This is a genomic window from Acinetobacter sp. 40AMC3-4 (assembly GCF_049898185.1).
Lineage (GTDB): Bacteria > Pseudomonadota > Gammaproteobacteria > Pseudomonadales > Moraxellaceae > Acinetobacter.
Window position 1 is genome coordinate 39,999 of record NZ_JAFCXG010000014.1, and the last position, 18,156, is coordinate 58,154.

Here is an 18,156-nt window from a genome sequence, read left to right on the forward strand (position 1 = left end):
AAACCACATTCAGCAGTTCAGGGGAACCAATGGCCATCCATGTTATTCAGAGTCAACGTATTGATGTGCTTTTGGATAGTATGCTGCGTATTGTCAACCAGACTGCCCGGAATCCATTTGAGGTGTTACAAACCCGGCATTTTATTGTGCCATCTCCGGCAGTAGAAACTTGGCTGACCCAGAAAATTGCCGAGAAAAAAGGTATTAGCGCCAATACCCAGTTTCATCACCGGATTCGCGCCTTTCAATGGACTTCCTATCAATGGGTATTGAATGCGCCTAAAGAAGTGGAGCAGGTCCGTGAAGCCAATATTCCGCGCATTATCATCAAATGGCGCGTGTTTCAGGCATTGCGTAAATGTATTCTGCCTGAACAGATTCCTTTAGACGTCGATCATCCGCTGTATTCTATTGTGAAGCGGATTTATGACAGTGCTGACCGGCTGGAGCAGGGTACAGAGAAGCAGCTGAAAAAACAGAGCATGCTGTACTGGGTAGCCGAGCAGGTGTCGCGTTTGTTTAGCCATTATATGGATTATCGTGGTTATTGCGCGCGTAACTGTCCTCCAAACAACTGTAGTTGTCCGAGTAACTGGTTAGAGTCCTGGGGGCAGGATATTGCGCTCGATATCGAGCAAATGATCTATAGCCCCAAAGATGAAAATGGCCATGAGATGCAGGTGGCGGATTTTGTCAAGATTCAGGCGCGTGAACTGGAAGCCTGGCAACGCTGGTTGTGGCAGCATGTATTTCAGGATGACTATGCCAAAATCCTGGAGATTGAACGCCTGTATTGGGAGCGGCTGGAGAATGCAGAAACCCGCGCCCAGGCTCTAAAACGACTACCGGCCCAGATTGTGGTATTTAGCCTGCTAGAACTGCCACCCAGCCAGCTGGATTTTTTACGCCGTCTGGGGCAATACATTGATATCTATATTTTTCACTTCAACCCCTCGCAGGAATACTGGGCCGACAGTGTCGATCCTGACTGGAAAGCCAGGTTTGATTTGCAGCGGGAAGAGCGCTTTATTCAGCGTTTTGAAAAGACCCGTCAACGTAAACCGAATGATGCGGAAATAAAAGACTTCAGGATCAAGCAGCTGAACTTTAATGCCGAAGACCGGGAATCGCGGCATCCGCTTCTGACCCGATTCGGCAAGCAGGCACGGGATCATTTTTCTCTACTCTCTAAACTGTCTTCGGGGGAAGAGGGTCTCTGGGCCGATGTCTTTGTCGATGAATATCAAAATAAACTGCTGGCCAAAATCCAGTCAGATATTCTGTATTTACTCGAGCCTGAACAGCATCAATATGCTTTAAGCCCTGACGATGATTCTGTACAGATTCATGTCTGTCATTCTTCATTACGTCAGCTGGAAGTCCTCAAAGAACAGCTGATTCACTGGCTGGCTCAAGGCACTGAAGAAGCGCCGCGTCAACCAAGTGATATTCTGGTGTTGACGCCAAGTCTGAAAGAACTGGAACCGGCAATTCGCAGTGTCTTTGCGCCACCACCGCGTGAGCGCGAAACCGGCAGCAAACGCCTGCAAAAAGATAACCTGTATTTACCGATCCAGATTGCCGGGGTGTCGCGTCTGGATGTCAGCAATGCCTGGCGCGCGGTACTGGGCCGGATTCAGTGGGTACGTCGCCGTTTCAGTATTGAGGACTTTGCCGACTGGCTCAGCCTGAATGCGACCCAGCAGTATTATGCTCTGGACTATAGTCAGGTAGAACGGATGTTGCAGTTGCTGACAGATGCTGGCTTCAAGCGTGGATTGGACCAGCAGCATTTACAGCAAAGTCTGAGCGCAGGCGATGAGGATTACCGGTTTAGCTTTAAATTCGCGCTGGACCGTCTGGCGTTGGGTCTGGCGATTCCTGAACATACCCTGTTTCAGGACACCTTGAGTTATGCCAAGGTTCTGACCAGTGATTTTCCCTTGATATCCACCCTGATCCGGATTTATCAGGATCTGGTAGAGCGCCGTGACTGGCTGACTTTGCATGAAACCGGACAGCGCACGCCAGTCAAAACCTGGCTGGAATATCTGCGCGCCGATCTGAACGAGTTCCGTGATGCTGGCGTGGAATCGCTCAAAACCGTTGCCGAGATTATCGACAAGCAAATGCGGATGCTGACCCTGGCTGATTATCATGATCAGGATGATCCGCATGCCAGTCAGGAACTGGTGGCACTCAGTCTGCCTCTGCCTTATGTGCTGGAAGAAATTCAGAATACCCTGGAGATGCAGCTGGATCAGGCTGAACCGACCGGACAGATTACTTTTAGCCAGATTGGCCAGATCCGTCCATTGCCTTATAAACTGGTGGTGATGCTGAATCTGGATAGCGGTAAATTTCCGAGCCGTAATCAACAGGTTCCGTTTGACCTGATGCGCAGCCTGAAGCCGCAACTCGGTGACCGTTCCCGTCTGGATGACGAGCAGGGCGCTTTTCTGGATGCCTTGCTGCTGGCACAGGAAAATCTATGGCTGTTCTACAATGGCTTTGATCTGGAGGATGGTGAGGCTCGCGATCCATCCACTGCCTTGCAGGAACTGGTTCAACATATCGCGCTGATCTGCCAGTCTGAACAGCCGGATGTCGAAGTCGATCCGATGGTGGATATTCATGGTCTGTCAGTCGCTCAACATATCCAGCAGCTTTATCATGTACATCCCTTGCAGCCTTTTGATCCAGCCGGATTCGCAGATATGCAGACACCACGTTATCAGGATCAGTGGTTTGCAGTGGCAGAATATATCCGCAGTGCCGAAGGCAAACGCAGCAGTTGGATTAATGCACATTATCCGGCACTAGAACAAAAAGAAATCCGGGTACTCAAAGGCGATGAATGGATTCGCGATATGATTTTCCCGGCGCGCCTGTTCCTGAAAAGTATCGGGGTTTCCACGATTCGCTATGCCGATTTGCCGAGTTCCCGGGAACCCTTATTATTGAACAAGCTGGAACAGTATCAGGTGCGGGATTTCCTGTTACAACAAGAGCAGGAGATTGAGCCAAACCTGATGCTAGACCGTTTGCCGGTGGGCAAAACCCAGCAAGCCACCTGGCTGGGCAGCCAGCAGGAACAGCAGTTATTGCAAGAACGTTTGCTACAGTTGGGCAAAGAACTGACGCCAGTCACCCAACAATCCCTGCAGTTCAGTCCTGAACTGATCATTCATATAAACGTGCCTCAGGTTCCACACAGCAGCTACTGGCTGAGTATGCAATCCTCTTCGGCCTCGGAAAAACGCCGTGCCCAGATCTGGCTGGAGTATCTGCTATGGCTGGCTTACTTGAATGACGATGCACGCTCACCAGAACTGGAGCGCATTGTCATTTTCAGTAATAAAACCCTGAAGTTTTCTGGCTTGAGTTCGAGCAAGGCACATGAGTATTTGCAGCTCTGGTTAAAGGCCTGGGAAATTGGTCAACAGCAGCCGCTGGTCTTGCCGGCAGAATTACTGATGAAAAAAGAGTGGCAGTGGGCCGAGAATGAACAGGGTAAAATGACCATTGTGGAAATGCAGGAATTGTTGGAAGCCTGGAACAACAGTTATAGTCCTAAAACAGCTAAGCCATTGACTTCGAGTGAATCTAGTGTCTTGCATCAGGATTGGCAATTTATTTTGCAAGATCAGGATCCGGATCTGGCCTTGCAAAACTGCTGTCATGATTTTGCCCATGGCCTGTATGCGCCGATTCATCAACATCTGGAGTGGGTGAAATAGCCGTATGACTTTCTTAAAGCAGCAGATGCAAACAGCCATTTCCACCAATCCGATTCAGGACATGAAGTTCCGTGGCCTACACTGGATTGAAGCCTCGGCAGGCACCGGCAAGACCTATACGCTATCCAGTCTGATGGTGCGGATTTTTTTGGACCAGTATTATCCGCATCAGGTGATTGCGACGACATTTACCCGTAAGGCCACGGCTGAACTGAAAAACCGGGTACGGCTTCGCATCGAGGAAACGCTGGCTTATATCCAGCGTCATCAGCAGCTCAATTCAGTTGAAATCACAGCAAAAATCCAGAATGAAACCGATCCTTTATTTCAGCAGGTACTGAAAGATTATGGTTCACGGCTGGATTATGCCCGTCGCCGTTTACGTCTGGTGCTGAACCAGCTGGATGAACTGTTTGTTGGCACCCTGGACAGCTTTAGCCAGAAACTGTTACGTGAATTTGCATTTGAAAGTGGCAAGATTGAACGTGCAGAACTGACCGAAGATCAGGATCTGTATATCCAGCAGCTGATTCATGATGTGCTGCGTGACTGGATTCAGCAACAGCCGCAATATATGGTCAATCATCTGTATGTCCAGAATCTGCTGAAACCGGTGGAGCATTATACCGGGCTGGTGCGTGATGCCCTGAATTTCAGTAAGCAGCATTTTCGCAAGATCGAACCGGCTGAATGTGACCTGAACAAATTGGAAGCCTGTATTAGCCAATTATTAAATATTCAGGAGCATGATCTTGCCGTGATGCGGCGTTATTGTCAGGAAAGTCCGAAGTATTTTCACAAGAGTTTTTTGACCAAGTTAACCGAAATTTGTGAAAACTTTATGACCTGGAGCGCAGCCCTGAAAAATCAGGGTGGCATGAGTTTCTTTGATGCTGAATTGCAGCCGATTTTACTGAATCTGTGCCATTTGCGCCGCAAGAAAACCGATTTCCAGCCGACCACTCAGGTCTTTAACAAAAGCTGTCCGGATGCAGAGCAGCAGCTGATTTTGCAACATAGTCTGATCGTGGCAATTGATGCGCTGTGTGAGGTCAAACAGTATCTGGATGAGCAGCTGCAACAGCTTACGACCTATCTGGAATTTCATATTATTCAAAGTGTGCAGACCCGTTTGCCACAAACCTTGCAGCAGCAGGGTGAAACCACTTTTTCCCAGCAAATTCGTACATTGGCGGAAGCATTGCAAGGCCAGCAGGGACAGCGTTTTGCCCAGTTTGTACAGGCACGTTATCCGCTGATTCTGGTCGATGAATTTCAGGACACCAATCAGGATCAGGATGATTTGCTGGCCAAGATCTGGCGTGATGCCAACCGGGTGCAGTCCGGCTGCATGATTATGGTCGGTGATCCGAAACAGGCAATTTACGGTTTCCGTGGCGGCGATATGCTCACCTATAACAAGGCACATGCCGATGTGCTGCATAAACAGGGCCGCGAATATACCCTGATGCAGAACCATCGGTCAGTCAAACCGCTCGTAGAAGTGGTTGATGCACTGTTCCAGCGGCAAATGGATTTTGGCGAACAGGTGCAGTACACCCTGATTCAGGCCGGTAGTCGCCCGCATCCAGATCTGGTCGATATGGGCAGGATCAACCCGCAGCCCTTACGATGGATTCAGCTAGGTGAATCGGACCTGGAAGCAGACCAGGTGGCCTGGAAAATCCGTGCATTGCTGAATCAGTCTGCCCAGCAGCAACTGTACTTTCAGCAGCAAGAGCATCAGCAAAGCCTGAGCGCAGATGATATTGCCGTGTTGGGATTTGGGCATTTTGCTCTGGAACAGGTGAAGCAGCGTCTGCAGCGTATGGGCATTCCCTCCTATAAAGAATCCAAACAGAGCGTGTTCGCCAGTCCAATCGCTCAGGATGTCGCGGCAGTATTGACGGCGATCATGGATCCTTTCAATGAGGCCAAGGTCAAGCGGGCCTTGCTGACTCGTCTGTTGGGCTTCAATCTGAAAAAACTGATCGAATTACAGGAGCAGAGTGAAGGCCTCAGTCGCTATATTGCGGATCTGGATATAATTCGGGAAATGTGGTTTGAGAAAGGCTTTTTGACCGCCTGGAATTATGCACTGAATCTGTTTCAGGTCTGGACCAATCTGGTGGCCAGTCAAAGTCTGGACAATGAGCGGGTAGTGGTCAATCTACGCCATCTGACCGAGATGCTGAGCCAGCAGAGTGAATATTATCAGGGGGCGCAAAAACTCTATCACTGGTATTTGCGCCAGCTTCAGTCACCTTCAGGCAAGGACAGCGAAAAAGAACGCAAGCTGTCTGGGGATCATGGGGTGCAGCTGATGACCATTCATGCCTCCAAAGGGCTGGAATTTAAAGTGGTGTTTTTATTGGGAGCAGATGCTGCTTTTGATGTGAATAAAGGCAATCTGAATTTTTCCCTGTCTGCGTCTGAACAGGACAACATTCTGGAACAATCCCGGGTGATTGCAGTGAATCACAAGAATTTACATGAGCAGGCGATTCTGCAGAATGCAGCGCGTAATGCTGCCGAAAACCACCGACTCTGGTATGTGGCGCTGACCCGTGCCAGTCACCGGGTATATGCCATGCTGCAGGACCAGAACGCACAGTCTGATTCCGGGCTGGCCTTCTGGCGTGGTCAGGGAGATCAACTGTTTCAACATGCTTTAAGTCTGGTCGAGCAGCCGCTGTCTCAGGAACCACCGCGTCTGGTCGAGCAGTCGAGCCATCATCAGGTCGACATGCGGGCGCAACCTTTGCCAGAGCGGCAGTTTTATCCGCGAACCAAAACCAGTTTTACGGCTTTGTCACAGCATCAGCTACATGGACATATCTTGCAGGACGATCTGGTCATGGCTTCAGAACAGCCCGATAGTGCCGCCGATGAAATTCATTTTACCGGTCTGGAAGAACAGCCAGCAGCCGTGCCCTTAGACTGGATTAGGCTGAATTTTCCTAAAGGTACAGTGGCCGGAACTTTCTTGCACAGCATTTTTGAACATATCGATTTTCAGGACAGCAGTTACTGGAATCTGGAAATCCGGCGCCGTTTTAAAAATACCGCACCGCAAATCTGGCAGGAACTGAAAGAAAAATTTGAACAGGCTTTTCATATACGTAGTGTACTGGAACAGGCCTTTTCCCTGCATTATCAGGCCGCTGTGGTGAATCTGCGAACCCTGTTTCAGGCCACAGCTCAGGCAGATTTCAAAGCCGAGGAATTGCGTCATAGTATGCAGCGCGTATTGTCCAGCCTGAACTATAAGTTATTGACCGGAATTCGCCTGCATGACCAAAGCAAAGCTTATCGCCAGCAATGGCAGCAGCTGTTTCACTCGGCACAACAGCTCGATCGTTCGGGTCTGCTAGAATTTTTAGGTCAGTTTCAGGTGTATTTCGATGGGCTGGAGGATGACGCCTTTATCCAGTTTTTTGAACAGGAATTGGCCCAGCTCACACGCTCTGCAAGCACTGAATCGCTGAATGTGGACAGTATTTTCCAGACTGCTTTTGATGGCTTGTTGGACGAGATTACAGAAGATATTTTGCTGAACCTGATGCATGACTGGGTACATGACATTCTGGCCACTCCGATTCAGGTAGATTTTGCTTTGGCGCAGCTGGAGGCTAAACAGTATCTGTCAGAATTTCCTTTTTATCTGTCCTTGACCGATGCCCCTTTGCAGATTCGGCAAATCCATCAGCTTTTTCTCGGACATGACATAGTCATGAGCGATTTTAATGAGGCCAAATCGGCGCGATATCTGACCGGTTCCATCGATCTGGTGTATTTCGATGGCCAGCGCTACCATATTGCCGATTATAAAAGTAACTTCCTCGGCCCTGATCAGCAGCACTATAGTGCTGAGGCGATTCAGCAGAATATGAGCCAGTCCAGTTACTGGTTGCAGGCCGCTTTGTATCTGGTGGGGCTGCATCGTTATCTGAGTGCCAATATGCAGGGTTATTCGATCACACAGCATCTGGGCGGCGCAACCTATTTGTATTTGCGCGGGATGAATGGACAGGTCCAGCAAGGGGCTTATCATTGGCAACCGAGCCTGGAATTCATAGAAAAACTGGATCAAATACTGGGCTATTTTGAGCAGAAAAAATCAGCATGATTTTGCAGTTTTATAATATATATAGAGATTAAACAGAAAATTATCCTGTGGATAACTTTGAGGATAACTGTGTGGAAAATGAGCAGAATCACGTGTCGCAGCAAGACTCCAATTTAATGGCCTGGATTGACTATTTGTGTCAGCCGCCGTTTAGTACGGCTACATTTGATCCGGCAGCAAAATTCTTGATTCAGCAACTGCTTGAGGCGATACAGGCAGGGGATAGCTGTATCGAGGTTGATCCTCAGCAGGTTGCCCTATTACATAATCTGGTTCTAGATCGCCGTCAGCAAAGTACAGGAATTGCACCATTTATTTGTGCAGATCAGCATTTATATCTGTATCGCTATTGGCAACTGGAACAGGCAGTAGCCTCACATATTGCTCGGATTAAAGCCCAACCGGTTGCCGCTATTGATTTATCCGAACGTGATCGCAATTTATTGTCAGATCCACAGCAAAAATTGGCACTGGAAATGGTTGCGCGGCAGGCGCTGAATATTATTAGCGGCGGTCCGGGTACCGGTAAAACCTATACCTTGGCGCATATGATTGCGGTCCTGCATGAAGCCTTGCCAAATATCCGGATTGCCATGGCAGCACCTACCGGAAAGGCCGCACAGCGCATGAAAGAAGCACTGCAAAAAGCCTTGCACAGTGAAGCGTTACAACAGTTTGAGCTAGAACAATTAAAACAGTTACAACCGGTCACCCTGCATCGCTTATTGGGTCTGGGCACTCGCGGACAGCCACGCTTTCATGCCAAGCAGCCTCTGCCTTATGATGTGATCGTGGTCGACGAAGCCTCGATGCTGGATTTAAACCTGTCACAGATGTTACTGGCCTCCGTACCGTCTCATGCACGGCTGATTTTACTCGGTGATGCAGATCAGCTGGCCTCTGTGGATGTGGGAACGGTATTGGCAGATTTACAGCAAGTAGCGACTCTGGAAGATAACCGGGTCAATTTAATCACCACACGACGTTTTGCGACTGGGGCCAAGATTGGCGCAATGGCGGAGTTTATCCAGCAGAATCATGAGCCTTCTCACGTCTTGCAGAAATTTGAGCAACAGATTCTAGCAGCCAGTGAGTTACAGGCGATCGATTTGGATCAGGTTGAGATCGACCATTTGCAGCTGCAGTACCTGCTCGCTGGCGCCGAACAGACCGCGCATAACTTGAATCAGTATTATGACCAGCTGATGTATGGTTATCAGGCTTATATACAGGCCATAAAAACAGAACGAAACTCAGCTGATTTTGAGCAGTATGTGCAACAGGTAGTCAAAACTTTTGATGATTACCGGATTTTAACAGCAATCCGTTCTGGTGATTTGGGTCTGATCAAGATCAACCTGCAGATTGAGCAACGCTTTTTAGCAGCCCAAGGGCAGTTGAAACAGGGCGACTGGTATGTCGGACGCCCCGTCATGATGAGTTATAACGACTATCAGTTGGGGCTGTCCAATGGTGATATTGGCATCTGTTTTTTACGTGAACAGTCTGGTCAGCGTCAGTTTGAAGTGTATTTTCCGAGTCTGGAAAAATGGGTATTAGCCACCCGTTTACCTAAAAGCATTGAAACTGCTTTTGCGCTAACCATTCACAAATCTCAAGGTTCAGAGTTTGCCCATACGGCAGTGGTGCTGGATCAATATGCAAAAAATTTATTGAGCAAAGAGTTGATTTATACTGCAATTACTCGAGCCAAAAAAGTGGTCAGTTTATTGGTAGATTATGATGCTTTTACACAAGCACTTTGTGTCAGAACCATCCGGAAAAGTGGTTTGAGCCAAAAAATCATTGAAAAATCTAGTAATTTAATTGGCAAAAATAATCAAATCTTGTAGGTAAAAGCTTACAAGGATTCAGGAAATTGACGCATAGAGCTTTTGCTCGGTTTTTGAGAAGATTGGTTCTACAAAATAACTCAACACGGAAAGTTGAGCATAATCGTATAATGATAATAATAATGTCGGTAGACAGCGAACTTACAGTGAAGTAAGTGAAAGAGGAAACTTACAGCCGCTAAGCCTTGTAGTTTTGGGAGAGACTACAAGGCTTTTTTATATCCTGATTTTTTATAGGAATCTTGCTGGATTTTTATCCTAATTTCTTAGCAAAATTTTTCAGCCCTAGCCAGTAAACTTAAGTAAATAGCGTTAAATAAAACGAGAGCTGTGTAACATTATGCAAATTTTTACCCTATGATGTACGAAATGGCTTACAGTAAAATGAGGCAAATACCTCTAGTTGTCTGGTGGGAATGTGGCAAAATCTACCACACAAGGAAGATGATTTTTCAACAGGATGTTTGAAAATAATAATAAGCGTAAAACGCCATAATAATACAATAAATAATAATGATAAGAGAAAGAACTACAGCGCCAAAAAGCCCGAGTTTACTCGGGCTTTTTTTTATCCATTTTATGGAGAGCAGCGGAAGATTCACGCGAGCTAAAGGGTTTGTTGGCTTTTCAAAGGAATTTCTATATTTAATTCATTCTGGATTTATTTCACTAAAATAATGCAAAACCCGAATCTTTGGGGGACAAGAGTCATCGGATCTGAACTGCATCAATGAGCGACCAAAGCCATGCAAAAATCTGGATCTATTTTTGCAATTTGATGCGTTTTCCCTTAAAATATGCAACTTGCTGTAGTGATGCACGGCAGTCAAGGTTTTGAATTCTCATCACTTTGATTTTTATCAAAATATATAAGCATCTCGGAGAAATCGAATGGCTTTAACTAACGCAGATCGCGCAGAGATCATGGCTAAATTCGCTCGCGCTGAAAACGACACTGGTTCACCAGAAGTTCAAGTAGCTCTTTTAACTGCTCAAATCAATGACTTACAAGGTCACTTTAAAGAGCATAAACACGACCACCATAGCCGTCGCGGTTTGATCCGTATGGTTAACCAACGTCGTAAGCTTCTTGACTACCTAAATGGTAAAGACCACGGTCGTTATGTAGCATTGATCGGTGCTTTAGGTTTACGTCGTTAATTCGATTTAAACTTTATTTTCGGGTTTATTGCATGCTTTGTGCTGTATTGCTGAAAACTAAAGTTGGCTTGGCTTATGGCTAGGTCTGTGGAAGGGGCGAATATTTCGCTCCTTCTTTGTGTTTAAAAATAGTATTTAATCTGGTGAGGTCGGCTTCTAAGCTTTGTCATTTACTCGCCCATATGGTCATGAATGCCAAACCTTAGGGGTCTCCACTAGAATAATTGTTCACAAGAACTAGGAAAAAATAAAACATGTCAATGTTTAATATTATTCGTAAAGAATTCCAATTCGGTCAGCACAACGTTATCTTGGAAACAGGTCGTGTTGCCCGTCAGGCAAACACTGTTGTGATCACCATGGGCGGCGTACAAGTACTTGTTGCTGTTGTGGCACAACCTAAAGCAAAAGCAGGTCAAGACTTCTTCCCATTGACTGTAAACTATCAAGAAAAGCAATATGCTGCTGGTCGTATCCCGGGTGGTTATGGCAAGCGTGAAGGCCGTCAGTCTGAAGCTGAAACTTTGATTTCACGTCTGATTGACCGTCCAATTCGTCCGTTGTTCCCGGAAGGTTACTTCAACGAAATTCAAGTAACAGCTACTGTTATTTCTTCTGATAAAACCATGGATGCTGACATTGCTGCAATGTTGGGTACTTCAGCTGCATTGTCTATTGCTGGTACACCTTTCCGTGGTCCGATTGGTGGCGCGCGCGTTGGTTTAATCAACGGTGAATACATCCTGAACCCAACCCTTGAACAACTTAAAGAGTCTGATCTTGATCTTGTTGTTGCGGGTACTGAAACTGCAGTATTGATGGTTGAATCTGAAGCGAAAGAACTTTCAGAAGACCAAATGCTGGGCGCTGTATTGTTCGGTCATGACGAAATGCAAATTGCGATCCAGGCGATCAAAGAATTTGCTGCAGCTGCAGGCGCGGTTGAATCAACTTGGGTTGCTCCAGTTAAAAACGAAGAACTTCTTGGTAAATTGAAAGAAGCATTCGAAGCGAAAATCTCTGAAGCTTACACGATTGCAGTTAAGCAAGACCGTTATGCGGCACTTGACGCGCTTTATGCAGAAGCAGTTGCACAGTTCGTTCCTGAAAATGACGAAACTGGCATTGCAGAAGAAGTAAATGAGCTGTTCGAAGACCTTAAATACCGTACCGTTCGTGACAACATCCTGTCTGGTAAGCCACGTATCGATGGTCGTGATACCAAAACTGTTCGTGCAATCGACGTACAAGTAGGCGTATTGGATCGTGCACACGGTTCAGCATTGTTCACACGTGGTGAAACTCAGGCCTTGGTCACAACGACTTTGGGTAATACACGTGATGCGTTGATGGTTGATACCCTTGCAGGTACAAAAACTGACAACTTCATGTTGCACTACAACTTCCCTGCATACTCTGTAGGTGAAACAGGTCGTGAATCTGGTCCTAAGCGTCGTGAGATTGGTCACGGTCGTTTGGCACGTCGTGGTGTTCAAGCAGTTCTTCCTGCGGCTGATCGCTTCCCGTACGTGATCCGTATCGTTTCTGACATCACTGAATCAAACGGTTCGTCTTCAATGGCGTCTGTATGTGGTGCTTCATTATCATTGATGGATGCTGGTGTTCCACTTAAAGCGCCAGTTGCAGGTATTGCGATGGGTCTAGTGAAAGAAGGCGAGCGTTTCGCAGTTCTTTCTGACATCTTGGGTGATGAAGATCACTTGGGCGACATGGACTTTAAAGTAGCGGGTTCTGCAAACGGTATTACTGCGCTACAAATGGACATAAAGATCGAAGGCATCACTGAAGAGATCATGGAATCTGCATTGAACCAGGCTTATGCGGGTCGTATGCACATCTTGAATGAGATGAACCAGGTGATTTCACGTGCGCGTCCTGAAATTTCGATGCACGCACCGACATTCCAGGTGATCAACATCAACCCGGATAAAATCCGTGATGTGATCGGTAAAGGCGGCGCGACCATTCGTGCAATTACTGAAGAAACTAAAGCGGCGATTGATATCGAAGATAACGGTACAGTTCGCGTATTTGGTGAAACTAAAGCGGCTGCGCAAGCTGCAGTTGCCAAGATTCAGGCACTTACGGCTGAAATCGAGCCAGGTACAATTTATACAGGTAAAGTGATTCGTATTGTTGAATTCGGTGCGTTCGTAAATATCCTGCCAGGTACTGATGGCTTACTTCACATCTCTCAAATCTCAAACGAACGCATTGCGAACGTGGCAGATGTATTGAAAGAAGGTCAGGAAGTAAAAGTACAGGTTGCGGATGTTGATAACCGTGGCCGTATTAAATTAACGATGAAAGACATCGAACAAGTTTAATTCTTAAAAGTATTCACATGGGAAAACTCGTGTGAATAAGAATAAAAAAGCCCTGAGCTTGGTCAAAGTGTTTACTTTGGCTGGCTTAGGGCTTTTTTTATGCGTCAGTATTGGTCTGAATGTGGTGTCCAGTTGATCTCAGGTCAAGGGGTCCGCTTCAGAGCTTTTTAACAAACGATAAATTTCATCTTTTAATTTCAGTTTTTTACGCTTGATCGCCTCAATATCATTGTTGATATGATTGACTGGATCAAGTTCAAGCTGGCTGATTTCTTTGTCCAACTCGTTATGTTCCTCGAATAACTTGGCAAAATAGGGATTTTCCTCGCGAAGTTGCACAATCAAGTCGCGGTATTCGGGAAACATGTATTTGATTTTCTTATTGCAATCTTTGGTTTTCATAGGGATTCTTATACTCTAATCATAAAATTAAATATAAATATGTTCTGATCTGCACTTGAAAATGCAGATCGACAGAACATGAAAAGGATTTACTTGAAGTGCAAGTGTTTGACCTCGCGGCGTAACTCCTGCACCTCATCAATGAGGTCCAGCATCATGGCAACGGCGCTAAATGAGGCATCAAAATCGCGTTGCAGGCGATAGGCGCGTTGTGCACGCGAGATATCTTCGCCGAGGAAAGTGCTGGTCGGGGTTGTGGAACGATTGGGTAAAATTCCATGTTCAATTAACTGCATGACCCATTCCGGGCTTTGTCCACACGCTTCTGCAAAGTGGATCAAGTCAAATGAACGATCGTCCATAATTTCTGAGGGGGTATAACCGTGGGAAAAACTTTCTTGATACTGAATCGTAGTCATGGGTCTACTCCTTAAACAGCCAAGTGTGCAAAATCCGGAGAAAGGAAAGGTGCTAAAATAGAACGCTTTCCAATCCTTGGACATGCAGACTCAGAGTGATGACTCAAATGATCATGAGTGAAGAGTCGGGATGTGCTGGTAGTCGATGAATCAGTCGGTCTGACCGGATCTTTATCAGCAGCATGCGAGGCAAAGAAGGTTAAAGCTGAAGTGGTTTTTATAATTTTATGTGTTATCGACAAAGCGTATTCAATCACTTTCCTGTGTTGAATAGAGGGTGCCATATCAGGGCTGCAAAGCAGACCAAAGGGCAAAATTGAACGAGGCTGAAGATTGATCATCATAAATGGATAAAAAATAACCGTCTTCGATCCATTATTATGACTTTAGCTGTCCCAAAACAGTTTTTATTTGTACCTTATTGTTTCAAATCATGACAAAGAAAAAAGCCCCAAATACAGGGGCTTTGAAAATCTTTCTGAAATTAATATTTTACCCAGGTGACACTGCGGCCAATCACTGATACCCCCACATAACCACGTAAGGTCAGACGTTTGCCATTAGCACTTAAGCGTGCTTTGCCCTTATAAACTTTGCCACTGATCGGATCAAGTACTTTGCCATCATGGTATTCACGTGGCTTTTTCGGATCTGCCTTAAAATCCCAGATAAATGGCAGGCCTAGAAAAGGCTTGTTCTTGAGCTGACCTGGACATTTATGACAGATCCCCATTTTTTCTGCGCCAGGCAAGCTGCGTGTTTCGACAATTACCCCTTCATAACTACCATCTGCTTTCTTGCGAATTTCCACATCCGCACGAGAATAGCCCGATTGATCATCGATGGTTTTCCATTTACCCAATAATGGATCTTCATAGGCAAAGGCCAAGCTAGAAACTGCGATTAAACTCATCCCCATTACTAGAGTATTCAATAATTTTCTCATAACATACCTGTTAAATTGATGATGTATTCATTTTAGAATTATTGCTCTAATCTATTTTAAAAGCATAATTAAATCAAGAGTATAAACTGTGCAGTTTTTCTCATAATTTTTTGAAAATGATGAATATTTAGGTTTTGTTAATGTGAATAATCTTATAATTTAACTGGAATTTTTGGATTGGATTTACAGGAGAGTTTGATTCAGGGGGTAGACAGGTTTTCTACTGTAGGAGAATACGCTCTGTTGAACTCAGTCCCATAGGTTTTAAAATATAAAAAAAAGCATTCCTAGGAATGCTTTTAAACTTAAGGATTAGAACTGCTTAGCTCAGGTGTTTACCAAATAGACCCAAGGCTTCTTCAGCGGTAAAAGTATATTGGCTATTACAGAACTGACAGTCCATTTCGATCGGATTCTGAAATTCCAGCGTTTCACGGATCGACTCTACGCCGATTTGCTGTAAAGCGACTGCACAACGCTCTTTAGAGCAGGTACAGCCAAACTTCAACACTTCCGTATCTGGCAGACGCACTTCTTCTTCGTTATATAAACGGTACAGAATATCAGTAGCTTGCAAACCGACTAACTCTTCAGTTTTCAGGGTCTCTGTGAGCATGGTCAGACGTGGCCATAGGTCTTCATCTACCCGGCGTTGTTCTTCTTCACTATTACGTGGCAACAACTGAATCAGTAAACCACCTGCACGCTGATGGTCACTTGCCAGTACAATACGCGTCGGAATCTGTGCAGAAAGGTCATAATATTGCATCAGACAGCCCGCCAGATTTTCTTTATCAAGGGGTACAATTCCCTGATAACGCTCACCAAATTCTGGTTCGATATTGATGAACAGCACCGGAGAGGTGAGTGATTTCAACACTGTACTACTGTCTTCACCGACCAGAAAGTGCGGATCTTCTTCATAGTCAGCCAGAGCGCGAACTTCACCCAAATGGTTACATTCAGCCATAGCCCATTTAAATGTGCCCGATGCCTGAATTTGCAGGCTGATACGCCCTTTAATCTTCAATGTGCTGGCCAGCAGTGCAGTGGCACTGAGCATTTCACCTAGCAGGATTTTAACTGCAGGGGCATAGTCACGTTGCGCTAAAATGGTTTGTAAAGCTTCTTCAAGATGCACCACTTCACCACGAACAGGGCTATCTTCAATAAAAAAGCGTTGGCGTAAATCAGACATAAAATTCTCCATAACCCTGCTTTAATGGTGTCATTATTGTAAAACACAAGTTATGACAGTTCATCTCTTAACGTATCAATTCCTGCGCCGTTTGTATCCTGTTGCTGCTGTGTAGCTTGTTTTTGCGCTTTATGGCGTTGATCCTGGGCAAACAGATGCTCCAGTTCGGCTAAACTGCTCCGCTGATTTTCATAATTTGGATGTTCATCCGGATCCAGATGATATTGGCTGTTGAGCAGTTTTTCATCCTGTTCGCGGAAGTTTTGAATCTGTTGCTGGCTATTTTCGAGGTCAGGATTGAGCTGGTTTAGTAAGGCCTGACTGAGTTCCAAAGCTGAAAGATAAGTTTCACGCCAGATGTGTTTCACGCCCAAATCCTGCAATAAATGCACATGATGCCGGTCACGGGCACGTATCCATAAACAGGTTTCAGGATAATTCAGCCGCAGATGCCGCACGATCAGCATCGAGTCTTCAATATCATCAATCGCCACAATCACCTGTTGCGCTGTAGCAATGCCGGTCTGTATCAAGGCTTCCGGTTCTGTTGCATCCGCCTGATAGAAAGGGATGTCGTACTGCGCCAGAAGTTCAGTGGCTGGCAAATTGCTGTCCATGACACTAAAAGCGTGTTGCTGCTGCAGTAAAATCCGGGCAATAATCTGTCCGAAGCGGCCAAAGCCAATCAGCAGAATCGGTGTACTGGTTTGAGGATTGAGATCGGTTTCAAAGGTTGCCGCCAGATGATTGTGGTGATCCAGACGCGGTAAGATCTGGCTATGCAATAACCAATAAAATGCGGGGGTCAGCAGCAAGGAAAAACTCACCATCCAAAGCAAGGGGGACAGTAGATTGGCCGTAATAATCTGGTCGGATACCGCAATCACCAGTGCCAGTAAGGCAAACTCGCCGCCTTGCGCCAGACTGGCTGCCAGCAGAGTACTATTGCGCCAGCTATTTTGATGATAACGCGCCAATGCCAGGTTGATTGCAAACTTGACCAAGATTAAAGTGAGGGTGCCGCCGAGAATGATCCAGGGGAAATTGCGTAGATCAGCTAAGTGCAGTGACATGCCCAGACTGATGAATGCCAGGCCCATCAACAAGCCCTGAAAAGGCCGAATCGTGCTTTCTACTGCAGGCCGGAAATCTGAATCTGCCAGTAAAATTCCGGCAAATAAAGCACCGAGAAATAGATTTAGGCCGAGGGTATTCATCAATACTAATAATGCCAGGGTCACCGCAATCGCCACAACCGCATGCAATTCGTGACTGCCACTTTTAGCAATCCAGCGATACAACGGCTGCATCAGGTAACGATTACACAGGAACAGACCGCTCAACGTCGCGATGAGGGCAGCAAAGTAGGCCACCCCATGTTCAGTCGAGCGAATCCCGGCAAATAGGGGAATAGCTGCAATCACCAGAATGGCCAACAGGGAATGAACCAGCAGGATCGAATAGGCTTGCTGACCATAACTGGTGGCGAACTGTTCCTGATGATTGAGATGTTGAATCACCAGAGTCATGGCAGACAAACTGCCGGCGAGTCCAATTACAATGCTGGCGAGTAGGCTTTGCTGAAGGAAAACCCAGGCCATGAGCGTGAAAATCAGGGTGCTGATTAGTACCTGTAAAGCAGCCATCATCCACAGGGAGGGATTAATCTGCACAATGCGTTGTGGTCTGAGTTGCAGGCCGATCCAGAACAACAATGCCATCAGGCTGACTTGCATGAAACTACTCATGACTTCGGGTGCCTGAATCAGATGCAAAAGGCTTGGACTTAAGATGATCCCTGTTAACAGATAGCCCAACACACTTGGCAACCTGAGCCTTTTACTCAGTGGCACCATCAACAGTGCAATGACCAGAACCAGTGTTATTTGTAACAGTATCGACATTTTCCTGCCCTAAATTTATTCTTGATCCAGACTGGGAGTCTTGTATTCCAGACCGA

General features: G+C 46.2%; 10 protein-coding genes. 5 read left to right on the top strand and 5 right to left on the bottom strand.

The annotated features are described in order from the left end of the window. The first annotated feature begins 29 nt into the window (after positions 1–29). The 5 genes from ACP7BU_RS13515 (at position 30) to pnp (ending at position 13,231) form a co-directional block, all read left to right on the top strand. Entirely contained in the window at positions 30–3,740 is a 3,711-nt protein-coding gene (locus ACP7BU_RS13515; RefSeq protein ID WP_425879001.1) for an exodeoxyribonuclease V subunit gamma, read from the top strand. Between the two features lie 4 nt (positions 3,741–3,744). Then, positions 3,745–7,869, top strand: coding sequence for a UvrD-helicase domain-containing protein (locus tag ACP7BU_RS13520; RefSeq protein ID WP_425879003.1), 4,125 nt, complete (start codon positions 3,745–3,747; stop codon positions 7,867–7,869). A gap of 71 nt (positions 7,870–7,940) precedes the next feature. Further along, positions 7,941–9,722 (top strand): exodeoxyribonuclease V subunit alpha, encoded by a 1,782-nt coding sequence (gene recD / locus ACP7BU_RS13525; protein ID WP_425879005.1) that lies wholly within the window; start codon positions 7,941–7,943, stop codon positions 9,720–9,722. An 891-nt stretch (positions 9,723–10,613) separates the two neighbouring features. Beyond that, a complete protein-coding gene (gene rpsO / locus ACP7BU_RS13530) occupies positions 10,614–10,883 on the top strand; it encodes a 30S ribosomal protein S15 (protein WP_004278577.1) in 270 nt (89 codons plus the stop codon). Positions 10,884–11,143: 260 nt separating this feature from the next. Next, positions 11,144–13,231, top strand: a complete 2,088-nt coding sequence (gene pnp, locus ACP7BU_RS13535) for a polyribonucleotide nucleotidyltransferase (protein WP_425879270.1) — start codon at positions 11,144–11,146, stop codon at positions 13,229–13,231. 138 nt (positions 13,232–13,369) lie between these two features. Here pnp and ACP7BU_RS13540 read toward each other — a convergent pair whose 3' ends face one another. The 5 genes from ACP7BU_RS13540 to ACP7BU_RS13560 form a co-directional block, all read right to left on the bottom strand. After that, complete coding sequence (locus ACP7BU_RS13540) at positions 13,370–13,633, bottom strand: YdcH family protein (protein ID WP_004729352.1); 264 nt, start codon at positions 13,631–13,633, stop codon at positions 13,370–13,372. A gap of 89 nt (positions 13,634–13,722) precedes the next feature. Beyond that, the gene (locus tag ACP7BU_RS13545) at positions 13,723–14,052 is read right to left on the bottom strand and encodes a chaperone modulator CbpM (protein WP_004278573.1); all 330 of its coding nucleotides are present in this window, start codon (positions 14,050–14,052) and stop codon (positions 13,723–13,725) included. Positions 14,053–14,536: 484 nt separating this feature from the next. Then, entirely contained in the window at positions 14,537–14,998 is a 462-nt protein-coding gene (locus ACP7BU_RS13550) for a DUF2147 domain-containing protein (RefSeq protein WP_148334810.1), read from the bottom strand. A gap of 322 nt (positions 14,999–15,320) precedes the next feature. Further along, complete coding sequence (locus ACP7BU_RS13555) at positions 15,321–16,196, bottom strand: Hsp33 family molecular chaperone HslO (RefSeq protein ID WP_004647344.1); 876 nt, start codon at positions 16,194–16,196, stop codon at positions 15,321–15,323. A 50-nt stretch (positions 16,197–16,246) separates the two neighbouring features. Continuing rightward, complete coding sequence (locus tag ACP7BU_RS13560; RefSeq protein WP_425879009.1) at positions 16,247–18,100, bottom strand: cation:proton antiporter; 1,854 nt, start codon at positions 18,098–18,100, stop codon at positions 16,247–16,249. Positions 18,101–18,156 lie beyond the last annotated feature (56 nt).

Coding starts and splice junctions, on each gene's coding strand:
- pnp (WP_425879270.1), top strand. CDS start 11,144: ATGTTTAATATTATTCGTAAAGAATTCCAATTCGGTCAGCACAACGTT.
- ACP7BU_RS13555 (WP_004647344.1), bottom strand. CDS start 16,196: ATGTCTGATTTACGCCAACGCTTTTTTATTGAAGATAGCCCTGTTCGT.
- ACP7BU_RS13560 (WP_425879009.1), bottom strand. CDS start 18,100: ATGTCGATACTGTTACAAATAACACTGGTTCTGGTCATTGCACTGTTG.
- ACP7BU_RS13515 (WP_425879001.1), top strand. CDS start 30: ATGGCCATCCATGTTATTCAGAGTCAACGTATTGATGTGCTTTTGGAT.
- ACP7BU_RS13545 (WP_004278573.1), bottom strand. CDS start 14,052: ATGACTACGATTCAGTATCAAGAAAGTTTTTCCCACGGTTATACCCCC.
- ACP7BU_RS13520 (WP_425879003.1), top strand. CDS start 3,745: ATGACTTTCTTAAAGCAGCAGATGCAAACAGCCATTTCCACCAATCCG.
- rpsO (WP_004278577.1), top strand. CDS start 10,614: ATGGCTTTAACTAACGCAGATCGCGCAGAGATCATGGCTAAATTCGCT.
- ACP7BU_RS13540 (WP_004729352.1), bottom strand. CDS start 13,633: ATGAAAACCAAAGATTGCAATAAGAAAATCAAATACATGTTTCCCGAA.
- ACP7BU_RS13550 (WP_148334810.1), bottom strand. CDS start 14,998: ATGAGAAAATTATTGAATACTCTAGTAATGGGGATGAGTTTAATCGCA.